General features: G+C 57.4%; 23 protein-coding genes. 18 read left to right on the forward strand and 5 right to left on the reverse strand.

Going from position 1 to position 22554, the window contains the following annotated elements; translation table 11 throughout:
• Positions 1 to 6 precede the first annotated feature (6 nt).
• The 9 genes from glmS to AC11W3_RS08770 all read left to right on the forward strand — a co-directional run bounded on the left by glmS (position 7) and on the right by AC11W3_RS08770 (position 9643).
• Positions 7 to 1836, forward strand: a complete 1830-nt coding sequence (gene glmS, locus AC11W3_RS08730) for a glutamine--fructose-6-phosphate transaminase (isomerizing) (protein ID WP_484089063.1) — start codon at positions 7 to 9, stop codon at positions 1834 to 1836.
• Between the two features lie 870 nt (positions 1837 to 2706).
• Positions 2707 to 3498, forward strand: a complete 792-nt coding sequence (locus AC11W3_RS08735) for a hypothetical protein (RefSeq protein ID WP_484092849.1) — start codon at positions 2707 to 2709, stop codon at positions 3496 to 3498.
• A gap of 435 nt (positions 3499 to 3933) precedes the next feature.
• Entirely contained in the window at positions 3934 to 4461 is a 528-nt protein-coding gene (locus AC11W3_RS08740) for a hypothetical protein (RefSeq protein WP_484092850.1), read from the forward strand.
• Positions 4462 to 4681: 220 nt separating this feature from the next.
• Entirely contained in the window at positions 4682 to 5161 is a 480-nt protein-coding gene (locus AC11W3_RS08745; protein ID WP_484092851.1) for a hypothetical protein, read from the forward strand.
• Positions 5162 to 5653: 492 nt separating this feature from the next.
• Positions 5654 to 6190, forward strand: coding sequence for a Mov34/MPN/PAD-1 family protein (locus AC11W3_RS08750; protein WP_484092852.1), 537 nt, complete (start codon positions 5654 to 5656; stop codon positions 6188 to 6190).
• Between the two features lie 19 nt (positions 6191 to 6209).
• Entirely contained in the window at positions 6210 to 6473 is a 264-nt protein-coding gene (locus AC11W3_RS08755; protein ID WP_484092853.1) for a DUF2604 domain-containing protein, read from the forward strand.
• 151 nt (positions 6474 to 6624) lie between these two features.
• Positions 6625 to 7122, forward strand: coding sequence for a putative metal-binding protein (locus AC11W3_RS08760; protein WP_484092857.1), 498 nt, complete (start codon positions 6625 to 6627; stop codon positions 7120 to 7122).
• Complete coding sequence (locus tag AC11W3_RS08765; protein WP_484092854.1) at positions 7122 to 8609, forward strand: ThiF family adenylyltransferase; 1488 nt, start codon at positions 7122 to 7124, stop codon at positions 8607 to 8609. Before AC11W3_RS08760 ends, AC11W3_RS08765 begins: the two co-directional genes overlap by 1 nt.
• 359 nt (positions 8610 to 8968) lie before the next feature.
• A complete protein-coding gene (locus AC11W3_RS08770; RefSeq protein WP_484092855.1) occupies positions 8969 to 9643 on the forward strand; it encodes a cytochrome c biogenesis ResB family protein in 675 nt (224 codons plus the stop codon).
• Positions 9644 to 9723: 80 nt separating this feature from the next.
• Here the strand turns inward: AC11W3_RS08770 and AC11W3_RS08775 are convergent, their stop codons facing one another.
• The gene (locus AC11W3_RS08775; protein WP_484089061.1) at positions 9724 to 10296 is read right to left on the reverse strand and encodes a peptidylprolyl isomerase; all 573 of its coding nucleotides are present in this window, start codon (positions 10294 to 10296) and stop codon (positions 9724 to 9726) included.
• Positions 10297 to 10455: 159 nt separating this feature from the next.
• On the opposite strand from AC11W3_RS08775, the gene AC11W3_RS08780 reads away from it, so the two are divergent.
• From AC11W3_RS08780 to AC11W3_RS08790, 3 genes are all read left to right on the forward strand, one after another.
• Positions 10456 to 11865: a phosphoglucomutase/phosphomannomutase family protein gene (locus tag AC11W3_RS08780; RefSeq protein ID WP_484089060.1), complete on the forward strand. Its 1410-nt coding sequence runs from the start codon at positions 10456 to 10458 to the stop codon at positions 11863 to 11865.
• Between the two features lie 95 nt (positions 11866 to 11960).
• Entirely contained in the window at positions 11961 to 12452 is a 492-nt protein-coding gene (locus tag AC11W3_RS08785) for a roadblock/LC7 domain-containing protein (RefSeq protein ID WP_484089059.1), read from the forward strand.
• A gap of 107 nt (positions 12453 to 12559) precedes the next feature.
• Positions 12560 to 13147, forward strand: coding sequence for a GTP-binding protein (locus tag AC11W3_RS08790; RefSeq protein ID WP_484089058.1), 588 nt, complete (start codon positions 12560 to 12562; stop codon positions 13145 to 13147).
• Positions 13148 to 13325: 178 nt separating this feature from the next.
• Here the strand turns inward: AC11W3_RS08790 and uvrC are convergent, their stop codons facing one another.
• The 4 genes from uvrC to AC11W3_RS08810 all read right to left on the reverse strand — a co-directional run bounded on the left by uvrC (position 13326) and on the right by AC11W3_RS08810 (position 17426).
• The gene (gene uvrC / locus AC11W3_RS08795; RefSeq protein WP_484089057.1) at positions 13326 to 15158 is read right to left on the reverse strand and encodes an excinuclease ABC subunit UvrC; all 1833 of its coding nucleotides are present in this window, start codon (positions 15156 to 15158) and stop codon (positions 13326 to 13328) included.
• Positions 15159 to 15272: 114 nt separating this feature from the next.
• Complete coding sequence (locus AC11W3_RS08800; protein WP_484089056.1) at positions 15273 to 15740, reverse strand: RNA recognition motif domain-containing protein; 468 nt, start codon at positions 15738 to 15740, stop codon at positions 15273 to 15275.
• 134 nt (positions 15741 to 15874) lie between these two features.
• A complete protein-coding gene (locus AC11W3_RS08805; protein WP_484089055.1) occupies positions 15875 to 17080 on the reverse strand; it encodes a c-type heme family protein in 1206 nt (401 codons plus the stop codon).
• Between the two features lie 94 nt (positions 17081 to 17174).
• Positions 17175 to 17426: a cytochrome c3 family protein gene (locus tag AC11W3_RS08810; RefSeq protein ID WP_484089054.1), complete on the reverse strand. Its 252-nt coding sequence runs from the start codon at positions 17424 to 17426 to the stop codon at positions 17175 to 17177.
• A gap of 389 nt (positions 17427 to 17815) precedes the next feature.
• On the opposite strand from AC11W3_RS08810, the gene AC11W3_RS08815 reads away from it, so the two are divergent.
• The 6 genes from AC11W3_RS08815 to atpA form a co-directional block, all read left to right on the forward strand.
• Positions 17816 to 18589, forward strand: a complete 774-nt coding sequence (locus AC11W3_RS08815) for a ParA family protein (protein ID WP_484089053.1) — start codon at positions 17816 to 17818, stop codon at positions 18587 to 18589.
• Complete coding sequence (locus AC11W3_RS08820) at positions 18582 to 19424, forward strand: ParB/RepB/Spo0J family partition protein (RefSeq protein ID WP_484089052.1); 843 nt, start codon at positions 18582 to 18584, stop codon at positions 19422 to 19424. Before AC11W3_RS08815 ends, AC11W3_RS08820 begins: the two co-directional genes overlap by 8 nt.
• Before the next feature lie 196 nt (positions 19425 to 19620).
• Positions 19621 to 20046, forward strand: coding sequence for a F0F1 ATP synthase subunit B family protein (locus AC11W3_RS08825; RefSeq protein ID WP_484089051.1), 426 nt, complete (start codon positions 19621 to 19623; stop codon positions 20044 to 20046).
• 25 nt (positions 20047 to 20071) lie between these two features.
• Positions 20072 to 20668, forward strand: coding sequence for a F0F1 ATP synthase subunit B family protein (locus AC11W3_RS08830; RefSeq protein ID WP_484089098.1), 597 nt, complete (start codon positions 20072 to 20074; stop codon positions 20666 to 20668).
• Positions 20665 to 21207, forward strand: a complete 543-nt coding sequence (gene atpH, locus AC11W3_RS08835) for an ATP synthase F1 subunit delta (RefSeq protein WP_484089050.1) — start codon at positions 20665 to 20667, stop codon at positions 21205 to 21207. The genes AC11W3_RS08830 and atpH overlap by 4 nt, the downstream gene beginning before the upstream one ends.
• A 9-nt stretch (positions 21208 to 21216) precedes the next feature.
• The coding region (atpA, locus tag AC11W3_RS08840) for a F0F1 ATP synthase subunit alpha (protein WP_484092856.1) at positions 21217 to 22554 on the forward strand (1338 nt) is incomplete at its 3' end.

Here is a 22554-nt window from a genome sequence, read left to right on the forward strand (position 1 = left end):
TTTTATATGTGCGGCATTGTGGGATATACCGGGGGGCGGGATGCCACCTCCATCATCATCGAGGGACTGAGGAAGCTCGAGTATCGTGGCTACGACTCCGCCGGCATCTGCACCATAACCGACGGTAAGGCCAGCATCAAGCGCAGCGAGGGGAAGCTCGTCAACCTCGAGCGCCTGCTGGCTGACGATCCGATCGACGGCACCCTCGGTATCGGCCATACCCGCTGGGCCACCCACGGCAGGCCCTCCGAAATCAACGCCCACCCCCACCAGGCCGGAAGCGTGGTGGTGGTGCATAACGGCATCATCGAGAACTATCTCCAGCTGCGCGACCAGTTGAAGGCAGCCGGGCACACCTTCAAGAGCGAGACGGACACAGAAGTGATCTCGCACCTGATCGAGTCCCGGCGCCAGGTCACCGGCAGCTTTGAGACGGCGGTGCGCGAGGCGCTGGCCCTCCTGGAAGGCGCCTACGCCGTCTGCATCCTCTGCGAGGAAGAGCCTGACGTCCTCATTGCTGCCAAGCTGGGAGCACCGATGGTCGTCGGTCTCGGCGACGGGGAATTCTTCATCGCCTCCGACATCCCCGCCATCCTCGCGCACACCCGCTCCATGATCTTCCTGGAGGACGGCGAGGTCGCCGTCTTCAAGAAGGGGAGCGTCTCCTTCAGCTCGATTGCGGGGGAGCCCATCGAGAAGACCCCGCGCCACATCGACTGGTCGCCTCACATGGCGGAAAAGGGCGGCTATCGCCACTTCATGCTGAAGGAGATCTTCGAGCAGCCCCGCGCCGTCCGGGACACCATTGCCGGACGGCTGCGCGAGGAACAGGGCGACGTCTACCTGGAAAACCTGGAGATGACCGACGCGCAGCTGAACGCCATCGACCGCGTCTGCATCATCGCCTGCGGGACCTCCTGGCATGCGGCGCTGGTAGGGAAGTTCCTGATCGAGGAGCACTGCCGGGTGCCGGTCGAAGTTGATATCGCCTCCGAGTTCCGCTACCGCAACCCGGTGATCAACGACAAGACCCTGGTCCTGCTGATCTCCCAATCGGGCGAGACAGCCGACACCCTGGCCGCCATGCGCGAGTCCAGAAGACGCGGCGGCAAATGCGTGGCCATCTGCAACGTGGTCGATTCCTCCATAGCCCGCGAGGCCGACGGCGTGATCTACACCCACGCCGGCCCCGAGATCGGCGTGGCATCGACCAAGGCCTTCGTCACCCAGCTGATCGCGCTGTACCTCTTCACCATCCGTCTCGGGCGCTCCCGCGGCACCATGGACTGCGAGCAGGGGAGGAACCTGATCTCCTCGATCGTGCGGGTGCCGGCCCTGATGGAGGAGACCCTGAAGCTGAACGAACAGGTGGAGAAGATCGCCAGGAACTACTTGGCGGCCCGCGACTTCCTCTACCTCGGGCGCGGCATGAACTACCCGATCGCCCTCGAGGGTGCCCTGAAGCTCAAGGAGATCTCCTACATCCACGCCGAGGGGTACGCCGCCGGGGAGATGAAGCACGGCCCTATCGCCTTGATCGACGAGAACATGCCCGTGGTGGTGCTGGTGCCTAAGGGCGCCAACTATGAGAAGGTCTGTTCCAACATGGAAGAGGTCATCGCCCGTGGCGGGAGGGTCATCGCGGTCTGCTCCGAGGGAGACGCCGAGGTGCGGGACAAGGCCGAAGTGGCGCTGGAGATCCCGGGCGACGGCGACGAGATAACGCCGATCATCATCTCCATCCCCCTGCAGCTGCTGGCCTACCATGTCGCCGTGCTCAAGGGGACCGACGTGGACCAGCCGAGGAACCTTGCCAAGAGCGTCACCGTCGAGTAAAGGGTGGCGGAGAATTCGTGATTCTGTCTTCGTGGAATAAAGTCTCCAACTGGGAAATAAAGTTTCCACCTGGAGTAGCCCCGCCGAACGCAACAACTGAAAGGAGGCAGTATAAAGCTGTCTCCTTTCAGTTTCACGCCCGCCTACCGCAAGTAGTCCCGTATCGGGAGCGCTTCTTTTTTCTGTTAAACGTATCTTACATTTGCTAGACTGCGGAACGGACGTGGCCCGTGGAGCCGCTTGGATCTGATAGTTGGCAGGGACAATGATGGAGTCCGGGATACTACGCAGGCCACTTCAGGCCCATAGCAGAGTGTTTGAGGCTTGGGCGGGGTGGGAAGCCTCGGTTCGTACTCTAGAAGATATCTGGATCATGATCGAAGACCTCCCATGGAGCATCCTTGCTGAATATTCCGTCCCAAGCTAGCATTAGCCTGTTGCGGGATGGGTCTCTGACCCCCTTGGATAAATACTGGGTCGGTGCAGTGCAGCTGAAGATGGACCAAAGAGAGTGCCGTGACACCAAAAAGGCGCTCCAGTACTACTCGCCACACTCGAGATGGAAAGTCATTTAGGCCATTCTGTCTTGTGCCAGTGAAGTATCTTACTGGAGATTTCAAAGAAGTGTTGACACACCAGCATAACCTGTGCAATAAGCTAAAGCGTAATTAATTCTAAAATCTTCAGCAATACGGCTCATCTTTCGGAATCGCACGAAATGAAAAATGGCCTTTTAACAAAACAGAAAAGCCACCCGCAAATACAGTTTTCGGGTGGCTTTTTGTTTGTAGCTGACGGGGGGGATGTACCTACAGCCCCTATGACATACTGTATATGCGCCGTTACTTCTAACAATAGCCTAATACACAAATGAATCATATCAAAACTCAACATCGTGAGTTAAGACTTCTTTTTGAGAATGCAATAACAGTCGGCTTCATTGCTGAGCCACTTGCCTCATTTGAAGAAACATCTGTAACAAATATTGTTAAAAACTTCATGCAAGCCAAAGAATTTGACGTAATAGGCGTGCGGAAAAATGGTTATATGTTTGGTTTTGCAAGAAAATGTGATCTCACAGATGATCGATTACTTGGCGGCTTCTGTATTCCATTCGATAAGAAAGCCGCTCTTCATAATTCGTCATCAATGCTTGCCGCCTTAACAGCATTAGAATCTGAATCACATGTTTTTGTAGAAGCCTTCGGTGATATTGCAGGTATAGTGACGCGCGGAGATTTTCAAAAGGCACCAATGCGCATGTGGCTATTTTCGTTGATTTCTTTGATTGAAATGCACATGCTCCGCTTGATAAAGAAGTTCTATCCAAACGACTCATGGGCTGAGGTGCTTTCAGAAAACAGGTTAGGTGCCACAAAGCGACTGCAGCAGGAGCGTATCAGGCGGAATGAGGACATAGACCTTGCTCAGTGCCTCCAATTTTGTGACAAGAGACATCTGATTCTGGCAAATGACGAGTTCAAGCGGCTTTGCGGTTTTACCTCGTTTACGCAGGGTGACGATTTCTTGAAGCGGCTGGAAAACCTTCGGAATCGGCTGGCGCACTCGCAGGATCGATTGGTCAAAGATTTCAAGGACCTTGAAGATGCCGCGAGGAGCGGGGAACGCTTTCTTAAGCATATCGAAGCTGTAGCGGATTAAGACTTGCAAGGCCGGCTTGAGGATCGGCACCTCTTGGGGGGACCTCGATTTAAGAAGCAGACAGTCCCCGCCGAGATGCCTCGCTCACAGCTGATGGACAGGGGAAAACATAAAAATACTCCTTTTCGTGTAAACAAGTGTTGCACAGAGGTGAAATCTGTGATAATCGTTTTTACTTCGTGAGAAGCCCAAGGAGGGCCGTATGAGGCTAGGTAGGATTTTTAAGGACATAACTGGCAAAAGCCCGGCCGAATTTCAGACGACTGCTGAGATTTGGGAAGAGGTAAAAAAGGTACGCGAACCCAAAGCGTTTAATGAACAAAGGTATGGGAATGACGTCGTAAAGTGTACTGGCGGTGTATTTGAACTGCGCCATTACGACGACGCTGCCGATGAAATGATCAAAAGCCTACAATAACTTCCGGGTGTTTATTGATGACCATTGATGAATTCATGGAGTTTTACTCCACTACATATATGCCGGCCTATTCAGACTTAGTTGCGTATTTGGCTGACAAGCCTGCGCAGGTGATAGTCGAGGTAGAAAACATTGCAGTACACTTGGTTCGAGTGATTGATCCTAAATGCCCCGAGAAGCAGAAAGAGGAGAACCTTCAAAAGGCATATAATCATCTTGTAAGGGTCACGATTGACTGTCTGAAGCTCCTTTGGATAGAGCTCGGCAAAGATATCGGCAGAATGTACACCACGGCCAACCTGATCAAGAAGGGCCTCCGTGTTGACGAAGAGATTTTCTTGACGGCCCATCTTGCTTTCAAGGATCTTTCGACTCAAGCAAGAAGGCTTGAAATGGATAATGTCGGGACGGATCCGCAAAAGTGCCTGGAGTTGTACGGGACACTCGTCAACATGGGATGGAACATCGTTAGGCTGCGCGATGATAAAAAAATGGAAAAAGCGCTGCTCGACCTTTTCCCAGAAGCCGAAATCCCCCCTCAGTAAACGTTCTGGCAAGCAATAGGATGCAAGAAAGGGAGACGGTGAATTCCGCCTCCCTTTGCAGTTTTAACAGTCCGAAACTCGACTGGCGCCTGTTACTGAGCCACCTTTCCACGCGAATGCACGAAGCTTGAACTGAGCACGTCTTTTAGGCTCGAGTCGAGAGGTGCCCCACCATTTATACCCTCATTCTTCGACCGGCGGCAACAAAAGGAGCAATTGCTTGATTCGCGTCGCAAAAGGATTTTTCTTTTTCTTTTTTGGTATCGTTTTCATCTTTGGCATCGGCCATGTTGTTCCCAAGCTCGTAAAGGAGCCATTTCCTTTTGCTTGGGGGTGGATCGAGGGCAAACTGAATCGTGACGTTACCGGTTGGGGTTTTTCATCCTTCGGTGGCCAAGGTAACTGCAGGATCGTGAACTCAAAATTATCCTTTAACACCCCTGGTTCAATAATCGTCTTTGGAATCATCACTTCAGGACAAACTGGTCCACACCTTTGGGCAGCTAAAGGTAACGTCATTCTGGATCTCGCCTGCCCCATTACCGATCGCAACTGCCGTGACAGAAGGACGTATGCCATTATAGATCCCACCACGCTGAAAGTGGAGTACGCTGCCCCTGAAACAGAAGCTGATGAGCATCAAATTGATTGGGGGTTGAAATATCTACATGGACTAAAAGCTGCTATCGATAAGAGCTAAAGCTTTCCTTTCCAGTATAACACGAAGTAAATTGTAGCCAGCACTATCTGAGCTGACGCTATTATAGAGTCGAGGCTGGAATAATAAGCAATGCTATACCGTGGCCCGGCAAGATAAGTAGCTGAGGCTAAAAAAGATATTGCAGCGATCACTGTTGTCGTCTGTCTAGTACTGGCTAATTTCATGGCCACCCCCGATCCGTCTTCCACTCTAAGTCAATGAAGAAACCTGCAAGACGGACACACCGTGGCGGACCCGCTTAAGGTACACTGAAGGTCGTTCGATTTTTCATTGCCGAGGAGAGGGAGGCATTCTTAGCTACAACGCTGCCGTCATGCTACGTGTTCCAGCAGCAGTCCATCTGCCTCCGGATATCCGCAAATCGCATCTACCTCCCCCTATCCTCTGAGCGCATCGGCGCTGCCCCTTTTTAGCATTGCTTTAATGTGCTTTTGGTGATAGTTTTTCACAGATTTCATCCTGGGGATTCACATGAAGAACGTAGCTAAGATTCATGTTCCTCATACGGTAATTGAGGAAACCCTCACAGCCGTCCGCGCCTATGGCGAGCACGGCTGTGAGGGTCTAGTCCTCTGGTTGGGCCGTATCGAAGGTGTCAACTCATATATCGACAGGGCTTTGGTCCCCCCTCAAAATTCGATAAGAAGCGAGGACGGGGTTGGATACTTCATCACATCTGAAACCTTGGTTGACTTGAACAGGTTCCTGGCCGCAAACGGGCTTCGCCTTATTGCTCAGGTCCACAGCCACCCGCAGTCGGCGTACCATTCAGCTGCCGATGATCGTTACTGCATCGTCACCGTCGAAGGAGGGGTGTCCTTTGTTATCCCTGATTTCGGCTTTGGACCGATAAACCTTGACCGTTGGGCCGTCTACCGTCTGTCACGAGGGCAGTGGGGCCAATTGTCAAAGCGCGCCGTGAGGGACTTAGTGGTATGTGATCAAGTTGCGGAAGAGACGAGCAGCCAGGGCGGTATCTTCAACGCCATAAAAAAGCTATTTTCATGAGATGAAAGGAGAGGCAGCTGTGAAAGGTCAGAATAAGATCAACATTATTTTCCTTATCAACGGTGTTGAGTCCGCAGTCGAGGTTAACGTGCATGAGCCCCTCAAAGCAGCACGGAACAAGGCCCTTGAGCAGAGCGACAATACCGCCCGCCCCGCAGATGACTGGCAGGTCACAACCGAGCCAGGAGATCTCCTCGATCCCGAGAAAAAGATCGAGGAGCTGGGGCTGCAGGATGGTGTCCGCCTCCTTTTGACGCTGGCTGTCGGAGCTGGCGGGTGCTAACGTGAGAGTCGATTCGCGAGTCTCAAAACGAAAATTCGAGCAGGAGGTTGCCAGACTTTCTGCTCAGAAAAAAACCCTGACGAGCCGTTGGATTTTCGTTCAAAAGGCAGAGTATCCTTTTGTCGATGTAGTCTTTGTCCCTAACCTTCCTATGCTTCATGTGCAGATTCTGCCTCCAGGGACTCAACTCCCCCCGGGGTTTCCCCAGCCGCAAGACCCGAACGCGACTATTCAAGTTCACCAGCCCCTGCCGTACAGCACAAAACCATTCGGCATAAGAGTCGGTCTGGATGATTTTGACCAACGCGCGCCTTCTGTAATCTTCTGTGACCCAGTGACTTGGCAGCAACTGCCGCCCATCCTGGTCCATCATGGTCACCACGTTGACCAAACGGGAACGCTCAGCCTCGTTGTCCTCCCCTCTCATCCTTTGTATCCACGGCCGTTCCTATGTATGCGGGGGATAAGAGAATACCACGAGCACCCAGAACACACGGGCGATGACTGGATGCAGTATCGCACCGCCTGCAGCCTTTTCTCCACTCTCGACACCATATGGACGACCTGCGTCCTCAATGCGCGCCCAACATTCGTCGTTAATCCTCAAGGAACCCCACCGTTCTTTCTAGGCTGGGGGAAAGGACAATAATGGCACTCGCTCCTTTCTTCTTTAGAACTTATATGGCTGTTGGAGCTCATGCTGGGATTAACCGTGACGAACTGGAGATGATCCTCTCAACGCGAGTCGTCAATGTAGCTGTAGGTGATGCATGTGATGCTGACGGTAATGAGAAGTGGATTTCCGAACTGCTGGTAAACCTTTTGTCGCGTCTCTACCCTGTTCTATCTCTTAGCGGGCCCGAGAAGGTCCGTAATGGACTTGCCGCTCTCGCGCGGTCAATAAATCCTGCCATTGAGATCTTAGACGACGGCAGTGCTGAACCCACTGTGTCCGTTTTCATCGGAACCGAAGTCACAACCGCAAGGGGTTTCGCTGCTGGTTCCAGTGGTTGGGTTGCCGGTATCAGCGCCAAGCTGGTCCAAGGTGGTCCGGCAAATCCGTACAGCGCTGGTGCCGCTGCGGCCTTGGCAGCATGGCGTGTTTTCGATATCGTAGTACGCCAGAAGGACATATCCGCCTTCGAGGATATTTCGCTGTCTCTGCTCGACTTTAGCGCCGATTCGGGACTAACTGACAACCTCCCCCCGGTAGATATAGGGGCGGTTGCCGTTGTTGGGATTGGTGCGGTCGGGAATCCAGCAATATGGGCCTGGAAAAGACATGCTGGCATCACGGGTCGGCTTCACCTCGTGGACCCGGAGGCGGTGGATCTTTCCAACCTGCAGCGTTATGTCCTTCCGCTCCATGGTGATACAGGGAAAAGTAAGGTTTCGCTTGCGGCAGCCGAGTTGGCGGGGAGCGGTCTCGCGGTGACGCCTTGGCAAAAGCGTCTTGATGATTTTGCTGAGGAGTTACCAGCTATCGATACCCTTCCTACAATATGTGTTTCTGTCGATAACGTGACTGACCGACGTGTAGCTCAAGCACTTCTCCCACGGTTGGTGATTAATGGGTGGACCAGCGATAGTGGGCTTGGTTCTTCGTGGCACCGATTTTCCGATGAGGCCGCCTGTCTCGGTTGTCTTTACCATCCCCTCAAGCCCAGCCTGAGTCAAACGGAGATGGCTGCTAAAGCGTTGGGACTCGAGGTCAAGCATTTGGGGAGGCTCTGGGTCCAAGAGGTGCCCCTTTCGACAGAGGATATTGCCGTGGTTGAGACACACCTCAGGTGCCCAGGGAAGTTGGGAGCGTGGGTCGGTAAGCGGGTCCAGGATATTTACTCGGGGGTGATTTGCGGTCACATTGGGCTAGACCTTCCGGAACTGGACCACGTCGCAACCGTACCCTTGGCGCATCAATCCGCTCTTGCAGGGGTCTTCATGGCGGCAGAGTTGGTAAAAAGATCTGCCCCGGCACTCCAACGTGTTAGTCAGAAGGAGCCGCTAGTACAATGGGATCAGATTCTTGAGGGGATACCGTGGCGATGGACAGCGAATAGGAGGAAGGTTCCTGGATGTTTCTGTGGAGACCCTGTATATCAGGAGGCTTACTCCGAAAAATGGCGGTTAACTTAACCGTCCTATTTTTACCGTGACATCCATTCCAGGTCCCAGCAACCCCAGCAAGGTCACGTACAATGTCTGGTGGTTCGGGCCAGTTGGAAACTTTATTTTCGTGTCATCGATGCGGCGATCTCAACCAGTTGGAAACTTATTTCTTCAACTGGTGCCGGCTGCCTGGTGTAACTTGTTGTTTTGCCGTGGCTGTCAGTTGGAGACTTTATTTTACCGAGACAGATGCTGCTTCAAGAAAGGGCTCATGCGCCGGGCGTAGGGCCCTTTCTCTTTAGGATAAAATCGGATGCCTCGGACCTGTCGGACAGATTGTGCTTCTACGAAATGATGATAGTGGCTGTAATCCGGAGGGTTAAACCTTGAAGCAATTGTACCTTCGCCTTTCCTCGCTGAACCTGGGCCTTTGGCTCCTCACCGGGGTCATGGTCGCCCTGGCCCTCGGCTCGTTCTCCAGCGGGAGCTCCGAGTCCGCCGGCCTCAATGAGGTCCCCCTCTTCTACTGGCTGGGGCATGCCCCGGTTTCCCTTTCATGGTGGCTTTGGCTGGCGGTGGCGCTCATCGCCATCCTCTGCCTGAACGCCACCGTCTGCAGCATCGATGCCCTCAGGAAAAAGGGGAGAAGCATCGCCCCTCACCTGATGCACGGAGGCTTCCTGCTCATCGTGGTCGCCCACCTCTTTTCCGCCTATGGGGGAATGAAGGATCAGATCCAGGTCGTCCAGGGGGGCACCATCGGCTTTCCTGGTGGGGAGAAGGTGCGGGTCGAAAAAATTTCCGGTGAGGTCGGCGCCATGGGGATGATGACGTCCTATCGTGCCGATCTGAGGGTGGGGGGTACGGTGACGGAGGTTCAGCCGAACCACCCCCTCTTTCACAACGGGTACGGCATCTACCTCAAAGACGTGGCCTTGTCGCCGGTGCCGATGGCGCTTTTGGAGGTCCACCGGGAGCCGGGGGCCATCCCCGCTCTCCTGGGAGCCCTCCTGTTCACTGCCGGTAACCTGATGCTCCTTTCCACGAGGAGGAAAAGGTAACAAAAAAGGGGCGCCTCGCGGCGCCCCTCTCATTTTTCACTCTTATCACCACTGCCACGACATCGCAGCGGTCGTGATCCTTACTGCTGGATCTTCACGCTCTTGATCACCACCGGCGTCAAAGGGGCGTCGGAAAATCCCTTCACATTCCCGGTCGGAGTGGCGCCGATCTTGTCGACGATCTCCATTCCGGAAATGACTTTCCCGAAGACCGCGTAACCGTAGGCCATCGGATTGGTCCCCCTGTGATTCAGGAAGTCGTTGTTCACCAGATTGATGAAGAACTGGGAGGTGGCGGAATCGACCACGCCGGTGCGTGCCATGGCGACGGTGCCGCGGTCATTTTTGAGACCGTTGGTCGCCTCGTTCTTGATCGGGGCCTTGGTCGGCTTGGGCATCAGCTCCTGGGTCAGGCCGCCCCCCTGGATCATGAAGCCGGGAATGACGCGATGGAAAATCGTCCCGTTGTAGTGGCCGCTCTTGGCGTAGTCGATGAAGTTCTGCACCGAGAGGGGCGCCTCTTTCTGGAAGAGCTCGAGTTTGACGGTGCCGAGATTGGTCTCGATCACAGCGACGGGGTTGGAGCCGGCACCGAAGGCGCTCCCGGCGAAGCATAGCCCCAGAACCAGCAGGACGATGAATCTTTTCAACATGTTAAAACCCTCCCTTTAAAGAAAATTATTTCCTCGTTATTTATAAGGCAATCCGGCGTCGCGGTCAACCCCGCCCTTCCCATTGGCAACAAAAGGTTGACAGATCAGCCTCCCGCATGGAAAATGCCCCCCATAAAACCAGAGGGAGGTGTGGCTAACTTGCAGATACAATTCGGTACCGATGGCTGGCGAGGCGTGATCGCCGATACCTTTACCTTTGAAAATCTCTCTCTGGTGGCGCAGGCTACCATGGATTATCTGCACCAGGAAGGCGTGGCCGGGAAAGGGCTGGTGATCGGTTACGACAGGCGCTTCCTCTCCCGTGAGTTCGCCGAATGCGTGGCCTGCATAGCTGCCGGCAACAAGATCCAGACCTGGCTTTCGGAAGGGTACGCACCGACCCCTGCGGTGTCGTGGGCTGTTCACGAAAAGGGCGCCGGCGCCGGTGTCATGATCACAGCCAGCCACAACCCCCCCCGCTACAACGGTTTCAAGGTCAAGGAATCTTTCGGAGGATCGGCCAGGCCGACGACCACCAAGGTACTGGAGCGGATGGTCGCCGACAACATCGCCAATTCGCGCCCGGTCACCACTGTCAGCCTCGTCGACGCCCTCATGTCAGGAATCGTCCAGAGATTCGATGCTTCCGAGCCGTACCTTGCCCAGCTCGGCAAATACGTGGACCTGGAGCTGATCCGGAAATCGGGCATCAAGGCTGTGGTCGATCCGATGTACGGCGCCGGCTGCGGTTTCCTCTCGCGTCTCGTCCCCGGCATCACCGAGATACATTGCCTGGAGAACCCCTCTTTCGGTGGGCACCCGCCTGAGCCGATCGGGGAGCACCTCGCCGAACTCTCTTCCCTCGTGCGGCGGGGCGAGTTCCAGGTGGGGCTGGCGCTGGACGGCGATGCCGACCGCATCGGCGCCGTCGACGAACGCGGCGAGTTCTTCTCCTCACATCGCATCTTCACGGTGCTGCTGCGTCACCTGTACGAGAAGAAGGGCCTGCGTGGCGGCGTGGTGAAGACGGTTTCCACGACCCAGATGATCGACCGGTTGGCGGAGAAGTACGGCCTGGAGATCTTTGAAACTCCCATCGGCTTCAAGCACATCTGCGAGATGATGCTGGAGCATGACATCCTGATGGGAGGGGAGGAGTCGGGCGGTCTCGGCGTGAAGGGGCACATTCCGGAGCGTGACGGGATACTGATGGCCCTTCTGCTACTGGAGGCCATGGCGACGAGCGGAAAGGGCCTCTGGGCGCTGCTGGAGGAGACCATGGACGAGATCGGGCACTTCCACTACTCCCGCATCGACCTGCCCATCGACCAGGCCTCGAAACAGCGGCTCGTGGAGGACCTCTCGGCTGGCTGCATAGCCAACATCGCCGGTTTCGACGTGGTTGCCTGCAACTTCAGCGACGGCTTCAAATATATCTTCGATGACGGCTCCTGGCTCCTGATTCGCCCCTCCGGCACCGAACCTGTGCTGAGGCTTTACAGCGAGGCGGGAGATCCGGCCAGGGTTGACGTCTTGCTGAAGGCGGCACGTGGCATCGCCCGAGTATAAGCGCCGGGCCGTCCCGGCAAATACCTTGAAATGCTACAGTCGTTCTGTTATAGAATAGGATCGCGTCAAAATTTAGCCTGGCTCAAGGAGTTGTCATGTCGAATCCTCAGTTGATCATGTACGATGAGGAATTCAAACAGATAAACGTCGTAATCGAAAAGCTCCTCAGGGAAGCGAACGCCAAGGTCATCTTTCTGGTCGACAAGAACGGTCAGTTGATTACCGGGTGCGGCGAAACCGAGCGCTTCGACACCACGTCGCTCGCTTCGCTGACCGCCGGAAATATCGCAGCGACGGGTGGCTTGGCGAAGCTGATAGGTGAGAAGGAGTTTTCCATCCTCTTTCATGAGGGGGAGAAGGACAACCTGCACATCTCGATCGTGGCTGGGCGGGTGATCCTGGTGGTGCTCTTCGACACCCGTTCCTCGCTGGGACTGGTGCGCCTCCGTGTGAAGAAGGCATCGGATGAACTCGGGACCATCTTCGCCAGGTTGATGCAGAAGAGCGAGGAAAAAGAGAAGAGCGGCGACAGCGAGTTCCCGTTCGCCGAGATAACCGACGACGACATCGACAACCTGTTCAGCTAGATAGAAACTTTGAAATTCCCCCTTCGACAGGGGGATTTAGGGGGATTCAATTCCCCCCTGACCCCCTTCGTGGAAGGGGGGAGTTCATCAAATAAGAGGTAATGCGGATGTCCTTCATCAACTACGCTTCCCGTGAGATAAACTGCAAGATCGTCTATTATGGCCCTGGCCTCTGTGGCAAGACGACCAACCTGCAGTTCGTTTACCAAAAAACCGCCCCGGAAGCGAAGGGGAAGATGATCAGCCTCGCTACCGAGACGGAGCGGACCCTCTTCTTTGACTTTCTGCCGCTGGCGCTGGGCGAGATCCGCGGCTTCAAGACGCGCTTCCACCTCTACACCGTTCCGGGCCAGGTCTTCTACGATGCCTCCAGGAAGCTGATCCTGAAGGGGGTCGACGGCGTGGTCTTCGTGGCCGACTCCCAGGAGGAGCGGATGGACGCCAACATCGAGAGCGTGGAGAACCTGAGGATCAACCTGACCGAGCAGGGCTACGATCTCGACAAGATCCCGTACGTGGTCCAGTACAACAAGCGCGACCTCCCCAACGTGATGAGCGTCGAGGAACTCCGGCGGGAGTTGAACCCCACCAACGTCCCCGATTTCGAGGCCTGCGCCACCACCGGCGAAGGGGTCTTCGAGACCCTGAAGGCCATCGCCAAGCTGATCCTTTTCGACCTCAAGAAGGGGAGATAAAGCCTAACCACAGAGGACTCAGAGGACACAGAGGAAAAAAGAGGGGAAAACCAAACCTCCCGGCGTAATCGTCGGAAAGAATTGGTTTTCCCCTTTTTTATTGTTTTTGCTCTTTTTATTTTTGAAGTTTCTTTGGTTTTCCTCTGTGTCCTCTGCGGGACCTCGGTGTCCTCTGTGGTCATGCTTTCAGGTCTTTATGCAAATGCTCCCAGAGCGCCTTGGCTGCGCTCTCGGTCATCCCCGTCGTGGCCGCAAGCTCTTCCTGACTCGCCTCCCTGATCGCCTTCAAGCTCCCGAACCGCACCAGCAGCGACTTCTTCCTCTTGCCGCCGATTCCCTCCACGCCCTCCAGTTCCGACGTCGTCAGCACCTTGCTGCGGACCGCCTTGTGGTAGGTGACGGCGAACCTGTGGGCCTCGTCGCGGATCCGCACCAGCAACAGCAGCGGGGCCGAGTTCTGCCTGAGCGAGATCGGATTCTTCCGCCCGGGTCTGAAGACGCGCTCGTCGCTCTTCCTGATCTCCTCGCTCTCCATCTCCCTCGCCACCCGGCTCTTGGCCAGCCCCGCCGCCTCGACCCCCTCAACGGACAGCTCATCCAGCACCGCGTTCAGCACGTTCAGCTGCCCGATCCCGCCGTCCACCACGATGAGGTCCGGCTTCTCCTCCTGGCTGTCGGGATGGAAACGTCGCGACAGCACCTCCCGCATCATGGCGAAGTCGTCCGACTGCAGCACTCCTTTGATGCGGTAACGCCGGTACAGTGACTTGTCGGCCCTGCCATCGACAAAGACGACGCGGCTTCCCACGGCCATCTCCCCCTGGATGTTGGAGATGTCGTAGCACTCGATCCGTTTCGGGGGCGCCGCGAGATGGAGCTTTTCCGCCAGTTCGGTCAAGAGGGTCGCGGAGGAGCTTTCCTTGGCCACCCGCTCCTCGACCGCGGTCTGGGCATTCTTCTCCGCGAGCTTCACCATCTCGAGCTTCGGTCCCCGTTGCGGCACCGAGATCGCCACCTTCTTTCCCGCCTTCTCCGACAAAAGCTCTTCGAGCGGGCCCGGCTCCGGTATGGGGAGCGGGAGCAGGATCTGGGGCGGAATCGGGTTTTCCATGTCGTAAAACTCGTTGAGGAAGGAGGCGAGCCCCTCCTCGGTCTCCATCTCCCAATCGAATCGGAACCCACGGCTCCCGGTGAGGGCGCCGCCCCGGATGTGCAGCAGGGCGATCTGCAACTCATCGCCGCTCCGGAACAGGCCGAACACGTCGCTGTCGCCTCCCCTGGCCACCATCTTCTGGCGCTCAACGGTCACTTCTATCGCCTTCAACAGGTCCCGGTAACGCGCCGCGTCCTCGTAGCGCATCTCCTGCGAAGCCATGTTCATCCGGGCCCGATAGATCCTGGAGATCTCGGTGTTCTTCCCTTCCAGGAAAAGGGCGGCGCCTTCGGCGAGCGCTGCGTAATCGGTGGCCGAGATCAGCCCGCAGCAGGGGGCGGAGCACTGCTTGATCTGGTAGTAGAGGCAAGGGCGCTTGCGCGCCATGCAGGTGGCGAGCGGATAGTGGCGCAGCGGGAAGACCTTGTAGAGCTGCTTAAGTACTTCCTTCGCCGAGGTCGCGGAGGAGTAGGGACCGAAATACCGGGCGCCGTCGGAGGGGACCTTCCGGACCAATGAAAGGCGCGGAAACTGCTCCTTCATGTCCATGCGCAGCGAGAAATAGGTCTTGTCGTCGCGCAGGTTGATGTTGTACTTCGGGTGGTGCTGCTTGATCAGCGTGTTCTCGAGGATCAGCGCCTCTTTCTCGGTGTCGGTGACGATGTACTCGACCGAGTCGACCAACTGCACCATGAAGCGGATGTGGAGGCGGGAGTCACCTGAGCCGAGGACATACTGGCGGACGCGCTTTTTCAGGTTCCGCGCCTTCCCGACATATAAGATGCCGCCTTCCGCAGTCTTCATGAGATAGACGCCGGGGGACGAGGGGAAGTTATCTACCATGGATAGAGCTATCATGAGGGGTAGTATAGACGGATGCCATCAAGAAAGGAAGCAGGCGGTTAGGTGAGGGAGCGTATCATGAGAACGTCTCCCTCCCCTCTGGGGGGAGGGGGAGCTTTGGGAGGAGGGTTACCCTTTTTTCGTCGTACCCGGACGAGCCTTGGACCCGGCGGGCTTGGTGCCCCCGGCTTTGGCGGAGGCCGGCTTGGAAGAGGCGGGCTTGGATGAGGCGGGTTTGGCCCCAGCCGGTTTTCCAGCGGCGGGCTTGGGTGAAGATGAGCGCGCTGCGCTTGCGCCACTCTTGGGGGCGCCGCCCGATTTCCCTTTGAAGCCGCCTTGCTTCTTCTGTTTCTGCGGATTGGCCATCGAAACGGTGATCTTGCGGTCGATCAGCAAGGCGCCATCGAGAGATTGAATGGCGTCTTTCGCTTCGGCTTCAGTGGACATCCTGACATAGCCGCACCCCATGAATCTTCCCGTCTTCAGATCACTTATGAGGTGAATGGAGGTGACTCTCCCGGACACGGAGAAAAGCTTCTCCAGATCATACTCCGTTGTCTCATATGACAGGCTGCCTACATACAGCTCTTTACCCATTGATGTTTCTCCTTGAAAAGCTCGTTCTTTATTTCCCCCCTTTCTCAAAGGGAAGGCGGGGAATATGTCGTGTGCGAGGCGCAGCGGCGCACTGTAACACATTAGAGCCATTGGCAGCAAAGGCATTTGTGGGCTTACGCCTCGCCGCGCTCCCTGAGTATGGCCGTGTACATCGGCTCCCGATCAGTTTTGGACGCGGAAATCACCATCTCGACCTCGACCACTTTCCCGCTAGGCCGTCGCACCCGCTGCATCGAGGTTTCCTCTGTCATCTCTGTGGCCGAGGCCAGCCTTTCCCTCAGCGTCGCTCCTTCCTCGAGATAGGAGAATAGCGATTCCCCCAGCAGCGACTCCCTCGGTTGCCCCAGTAGTGCTCCAGCCTTCTGGTTGGCAATCACGATCTTGCCATCTTTCAGAAAGGTCACCACCGCCGACGCCGCCAGCTCGATAAAGCGGCGGTATCTTTGGTCAGATTCCCGCGTTTGCACGGTTCTGCGGGACAGTTCCTCCATCATGTCGTTGAAGGCGCCGATCAGGCTGCCAATCTCGTCGTGGGTCTTCTGTGGCAATTTTTCATGAAAGTTCCCGGTCCTGGTCACCCTGGTGATGCTATCGGAAAGCATCCGCACCGGGATGATGATCTCCCGGCTCATGATCCAGCCCATGACGATGACGACGATGAGATAGACGACACCCCTCCCCAACAGGTCCAGCTTGAAGTTGGCGCCCAACTGGGCATAGAGGTCTTTCAGCGGGATGCTGACGGATACGGCGCCTATGACATCGCCGACCCGGTAGTTGTAGGAATAATGCCCTTGCGGGAAGCGTTTCTTGACAAAGTTCGGGGCCGATTCGAAGGCGCCGTGGCATTGCAGGCAGGAGGCGGTAGCCAGCATCGGTTGCATGTAGCGAAAGATTTCGCCTTCATTGGTCTTCACGACGTCATAGACTTCACGTGCCGGGGGATTGCTCTTGAACTTCTCGAGTTGTGCTCCTTCGTACGGGTCGGGACGGTTCTCCGGGTTGCGGTAGCGGAGCGAGACCTGGCGCACATAAAAGCTCGTGCCGTGCGTCACCCTTCTGGCGACCTGGGTCGCGACCACCTGGGGGACCAGGCTGTAGTTGTGCTCCGGCTCGGTGGTGACCACTGACGAGATATATTCCCTGGTCTGAACCAGCTCACTGGCGAAGGTGCGGGCATTGTCGATGGCGAAGCGGATGATGAAGGTCTTTTGGCGGTGGTAGGTGAAGAGGCCGGCGGCCAGCAACAGGGCCAGCAGCAGGAGGGACATGAGGCCGAAGAACTTGAGGCTGATTGGGAGGTCAGTCAGGCGGCGCATGCCCCCTCCGGAATTTAATGATACCAGCGAGTATACCGGATGAGGGGGGATACGCAAGGAGAACGGGAAGTTATGGCACCCCACCCTCTTCTCGTTACGGCTTTTTGTGGCACTCGAAGCAGATCTGCTCGGTCTCACGGCGCTTGATCTGGGCGGCCTTGTCCTTCGGGACTCCTTTGCCCATCAGCTTCTCGCCCATCTTGTGGCAGTCGAAGCACCATCTGCCCTTCAGTGCCTGGTGCATCCGCACCATCGCGGGGTTCTTGCTGTGGCACTCGTTGCATTCGAAGGCGAGGGCGGTCTGCGCGAGCAGGAGCAGGGCGATAGCCGGTAACAGCATTTTCATAGTCTTTCCTCGGTTGGCCGAAACGGCAGGGATACGGAGCGCTCCTTCCGTTGTCGGCAAAAATCTGGATTCCTGAAGCGCGTTGATGGTAGTCCACTCGCTGTGGGCCGGCCTTGACCAAAGTCAAAAGTGGCGCCTCAGCTTCGAGAAAAAAACTTTTCATCCCGCCGGCAGTATGGTACTTTTCCATGCTTTGCAATTATCAGGGGGAGTTGCCGCAGGTAGATCCCGCCTTTTACCACCCCGTTATCTCCCCTCGATGCTGATAAAACCCGACGAGCGGGCGGTAAAGCTGCCAGCTTCGCAGAAGTGGCATCTTGCCTCACCCCCTGGCCCCTCTCTCGAGGGGAGGGGCGAGTTAAGACTTCATCAGGTACCGGAAGAAACCAATGGCAAAAATCATCTGTGTGGCGAATCAGAAGGGTGGGGTCGGCAAGACTACTACGGCCGTGAATCTCTCAGCATCGCTGGCGGTCGCCGAACGGCGGGTGCTCCTGGTGGACATGGATCCCCAGGGGAATGCCGGCAGCGGCGTAGGCGCGGACAAGGATGTACTGGAAGAGAGCGTCTATGATGCCTTGATCAACGACGCTCCTGCGTCGCCTATCATCCAGCAGACGGAACTCCCTTTTCTGCACCTCCTCCCTGCCACCTCCGATCTGGCGGGGGCCGAGCTCGAACTCGCCGGCATGTCGGACCGGGAGCGCAGGCTGAAGAATCTCCTCGGCACCCTCTCCGGCTCCTACGATTACATCTTCATCGATTGCCCTCCTTCCTTGAGCCTTCTCACCATCAACGCCATGACTGCCGCCAACTCGGTCCTGATCCCGTTGCAGTGCGAGTTCTACGCGATGGAGGGTCTGTCGCAGATCCTCAAGACCATCAACCTGATCCAGCAGGGGCTGAACCGCTCCCTCAGCATCGAGGGGATACTCCTCACCATGTACGACGCCAGGAACAACCTGTCGCGGCAGGTGGCGGAGGAGATCCGGGCACATTTCCCGAAGGAGACCTTCCAGGCGGTCATCCCCCGGAACGTGAGGCTTTCCGAGGCGCCTTCGCACGGCAAGCCGATCTGCCTGTACGACATCACCTCGAAGGGGGCGACGAGCTACATGGAGCTGGCCAAGGAGATGATCGGACGGGAGGTGTCGCATGGTTAAGAAAATGGGCCTTGGCAAGGGTATGGGCGCCCTCCTCCCGGTGGTGGAGGATCATGGCAAGAAATACTTCTCCTGCCCGATCGAGGAGATCCGCCCGAACAAGGAGCAGCCCCGTAAGACCTTCGTGAACGAGAAGCTGGAGGAACTGGCGGCCTCGATCAAAGAGAAGGGGATCATCCAGCCGCTGGTGGTGCTCAGGAAGGCGGGGCACTACGAGCTGATCGCCGGTGAGCGTCGCTGGCGGGCCGCCCAGAAGGCTGGCCTGCGCGAAGTCCCGGTGGTGATCCAGGACGTATCCGAGGAAACAGCCCTGGAGATGGCGCTGATCGAAAACATCCAGCGCGAGGACCTGAACGCGGTGGAGGAGGCGGAGGCATACCAGGCTCTGCTGCAGCGCTTCTCCCTGTCGCAGGAGGAGCTGGCCAAGAGGGTGGGCAAGGAGCGCTCCACCATCGCCAACGCGCTGAGGCTTCTGCGGCTCCCGGTCGAGATCAAGAGGGACGTGGCCGAGGACCGGATCTCCATGGGCCACGCCAGGGCGCTCCTGACCCTGGAGGACCCGGAGGAGCAGAAGGCCGCCCGGGACGAGATCGTGAAGAACCGGCTTTCGGTCCGCGAGGCGGAGGCGCTGGTGAAGCGGAAGAAGGCTCCGGTGCCGGCGCCCAAGGCCAAGAAGCAGACGGAGGACGCTGATCAGCGGGACCTGGTGGAGCGGATGCAGCGCCATTTCGGCACCAAGGTCGCGGTCCGGCGCTCCGGGCGGGGCGGGAAGTTGGAGATCAGCTTCGGCGATCTGAAAGAGTTCGCCCGTATCATCGACATACTGAACCTGTAGAACGGCTGAGACTTTTCTCAAAACCAGAACCCGGTTCTGGCATAACGCCGGTTGCATCGTGTATACAATTGTAGGCTTAATTAGATTAATCGCTTGACAGGGTAAGGAGTTATGTGATAGCTATCACCTGTTTTGCGCTACCCTGTCAAGTTCAACTGAGAGTCAGTTTTAAAACTGTTTTACAAGAGGTGGTTGGGTGATCAATTTAGATTTGGCATTCGTATTCCAGCTGGTGAACTTCCTGGTCCTGCTGCTGCTCCTGAACGTCTTCCTCTACAAGCCGATCAGGAAGCAACTTGCCGACCGGGCCGGCCAGATTTCCGGCGCAAAGGAAAAGAGCGCGGCTGTCGACAGGGAAGTGCAGGAGAAGCTCGCAGCCTACGAGGCCCGCATGCGCGAGATCCGCGCCGGCGCCGCCGACGAGCGTGGTGTCCTCAAGAAGGAGGCCCAGCAGCAGGAGGCCGCCATTCTGGAGAAGGCACGCAACGAGGCTTCCGAGACCCTCGCCTCCATCAAGGCGAAGGTCGCCAAAGAGGCCGAGGACGCAAGGCAGCTCCTCAAGCAGAGCGCAGAGACCCTTTCGGCCGATATCTGCGAAAAAGTTCTCGGGAGGAGCCTGTAGCATGAAAAAGACCACTACCCACCGCATGACGGCTGCCGCCGTATACACCGTCGCCCTCGGCGTCATCGTCCTGGGGCTCGCCGCTGCGGGCTTCGCCCAGGAAGCGGCTCACGAAGGCGCACACCACGTCGACACCGGCGCGCAGATGAAGGACTTCATGTGGCGCTGCATCGACTTCGCCGCCCTGGTCCTCATCGCCGTATGGGGGATCAAGAAGGCGGACGTGAAAGGCTCGCTGGCCGCGCGCAGGTCCGGCATCGAGCGGACCCTGCAGGAAGCGGTGCAGGCCAAGGAGCAGGCTGAGAAGAAGTTCCAGGAGTACTCGGTTCGCCTCGAGCAGGCCAACAGCGAGATCGAAGTGATCTCGGCCAACATGAAGAAGGAAGGCGAGCTCGAGAAGGAGCGGATCATCGCCGAGGCCAAGGAGGCTGCCGCCAGGATCAAGGCCCAGGCCGAGACTGCCGCCCAGCAGGAGGTCCTCAAGGCGAAGAGCGAGCTGCGCGCCGAGGCTGCCAAGCTTGCCGTGGAAATTGCCGAACAGAAGATCGTTAAGAACATAGCAAAAGGCGACCAGGACAAGCTGGTGGGCGAATATATCTCCAAGGTGGTGACGCTACATTGAGTACGAACGCTATAGCCAAACGTTACGCCAAGGCACTCGTGCAGCTTGGCTCGGAAGCCGGGACCGTGGAAAGCTTCAACAGTGAGCTCTCCAGCTTCAGCACGCTCCTCTCCGGGAACGCCGAAGTTTCGGCGGTGCTCGCCAATCCCGCCTACGGGATCGAGTCGAAGAGCGAGATCCTCAAGGAGCTGATCGGGAAGCTCAAGGTCTCCCCGTACGTCTCCAACCTCCTGATGCTCCTCCTGGAGCGCGGCCGCCTCTCGGTGCTGCCGGAAATCGCCGTGAGCTACAGCACCTTCGCTGACCAGCTCTCCGGTGTCATCCGGCCGACCCTGACCTCGGGGCAGCCGCTGGAAGCGGGACAGATCAATGACATCCGGGCGGCGCTCGAAAAGTCGACCGGCAAGAAAGTGGAGCTGAAAGTGGAAGTGGACCCCTCCCTCATCGGTGGTGTGGTCACCAAGATCGGCGACAAGGTTTTTGACGGAAGCGTAAGGACACAGTTAGCCAGAATTCAAGATACATTACAGAAGGGGTGAGACGGTTCTATGGAAATCAAAGCGGAAGAAATCAGCGAGATTATCAGGAAGCAGATCAAGGAGTACGGCAAAGAGGTGGAGGTAGCCGAAACCGGCACCATCATCTCCATCGGTGACGGTATTGCCCGTATCCACGGTCTTGACAAGGCAATGGCAGGCGAGCTCCTCGAGTTCCCCGGCGGCGTCACCGGCATGGTCCTCAACCTCGAGGAAGACAACGTCGGCGCGGCGATCCTCGGCGAGTTCAGCGAGATCAAGGAAGGCGACACGGTCAAGCTGACCGGCAGGATCGTGGAGGTTCCGGTCGGCGACGCACTGATCGGCCGCGTGGTCAACGCGATCGGCGAGCCGATCGACGGCCTGGGCGCCATCAACACCAAGACCTTCGGTAAGGTCGAAGTGAAGGCCCCCGGCATCGTGGCACGTAAGTCTGTTCATCAGCCGATGCAGACCGGCCTCAAAGCCGTCGACGCCATGGTTCCGATCGGGCGCGGCCAGCGCGAGCTGATCATCGGCGACCGTCAGACCGGCAAGACCGCCGTCGCCATCGACACCATCATCAACCAGAAGGGCGGCGACGTCGTCTGCATCTACGTCGCTATCGGCCAGAAGCGCTCGACGGTTGCCCAGGTCGTCTCCAAGCTCAAAGAGCACGGCGCCATGGATTACACCATCGTCGTCGCCGCTACCGCTTCCGAGCCGGCTCCGCTGCAGTTCATCGCCCCCTACACCGGCGTCACCATGGGCGAGTTCTTCCGCGACAGCGGCAAGCACGCCCTGATCATCTATGATGACCTCTCTAAGCAGGCCGTTGCTTACCGCCAGCTTTCTCTGCTCCTCCGTCGTCCGCCGGGGCGTGAAGCTTACCCGGGCGACGTCTTCTACCTCCATAGCCGCCTCCTCGAGCGTGCCTGCAAGGTCTCCGACGCCCTCGGCGCCGGCTCGCTGACCGCTCTGCCGATCATCGAGACCCAGGCCGGCGACGTTTCGGCCTACATCCCGACCAACGTGATCTCGATCACCGACGGCCAGATCTACCTGGAGCCGGAGCTGTTCTACGCGGGGATTCGGCCGGCCGTCAACGCCGGGCTGTCCGTAAGCCGGGTGGGCGGGGACGCCCAGTACAAGGCGATGAAGCAGGTGGCGGGCAAGCTGCGCCTCGACATGGCCGCCTTCCGTGACCTGGCGGCGTTCGCCCAGATTGGCAGCGACCTCGATATCGCGACGCGCCGCCAGCTGGACCGGGGATTGCGCGTGCAGGAGGTGCTCAAGCAGGGCCAGTACGATCCCGTGCCCTTCGCCGATCAGGTGGCCGTCCTCTACGCCGTCACGAACGGCCGAGCCGAC

The organism is Geomonas sp. (genome assembly GCF_056994735.1).

Coding starts and splice junctions, on each gene's coding strand:
- AC11W3_RS08790 (WP_484089058.1), top strand. CDS start 12,560: ATGTCCTTCATCAACTACGCTTCCCGTGAGATAAACTGCAAGATCGTC.
- AC11W3_RS08815 (WP_484089053.1), top strand. CDS start 17,816: ATGGCAAAAATCATCTGTGTGGCGAATCAGAAGGGTGGGGTCGGCAAG.
- AC11W3_RS08800 (WP_484089056.1), bottom strand. CDS start 15,740: ATGGGTAAAGAGCTGTATGTAGGCAGCCTGTCATATGAGACAACGGAG.
- AC11W3_RS08775 (WP_484089061.1), bottom strand. CDS start 10,296: ATGTTGAAAAGATTCATCGTCCTGCTGGTTCTGGGGCTATGCTTCGCC.
- AC11W3_RS08750 (WP_484092852.1), top strand. CDS start 5,654: ATGAAGAACGTAGCTAAGATTCATGTTCCTCATACGGTAATTGAGGAA.
- glmS (WP_484089063.1), top strand. CDS start 7: ATGTGCGGCATTGTGGGATATACCGGGGGGCGGGATGCCACCTCCATC.
- AC11W3_RS08760 (WP_484092857.1), top strand. CDS start 6,625: ATGCTTCATGTGCAGATTCTGCCTCCAGGGACTCAACTCCCCCCGGGG.
- AC11W3_RS08765 (WP_484092854.1), top strand. CDS start 7,122: ATGGCACTCGCTCCTTTCTTCTTTAGAACTTATATGGCTGTTGGAGCT.
- AC11W3_RS08810 (WP_484089054.1), bottom strand. CDS start 17,426: ATGAAAATGCTGTTACCGGCTATCGCCCTGCTCCTGCTCGCGCAGACC.
- AC11W3_RS08820 (WP_484089052.1), top strand. CDS start 18,582: ATGGTTAAGAAAATGGGCCTTGGCAAGGGTATGGGCGCCCTCCTCCCG.
- AC11W3_RS08830 (WP_484089098.1), top strand. CDS start 20,072: ATGACGGCTGCCGCCGTATACACCGTCGCCCTCGGCGTCATCGTCCTG.
- AC11W3_RS08740 (WP_484092850.1), top strand. CDS start 3,934: ATGACCATTGATGAATTCATGGAGTTTTACTCCACTACATATATGCCG.
- uvrC (WP_484089057.1), bottom strand. CDS start 15,158: ATGATAGCTCTATCCATGGTAGATAACTTCCCCTCGTCCCCCGGCGTC.
- AC11W3_RS08785 (WP_484089059.1), top strand. CDS start 11,961: ATGTCGAATCCTCAGTTGATCATGTACGATGAGGAATTCAAACAGATA.
- AC11W3_RS08735 (WP_484092849.1), top strand. CDS start 2,707: ATGAATCATATCAAAACTCAACATCGTGAGTTAAGACTTCTTTTTGAG.
- AC11W3_RS08805 (WP_484089055.1), bottom strand. CDS start 17,080: ATGCGCCGCCTGACTGACCTCCCAATCAGCCTCAAGTTCTTCGGCCTC.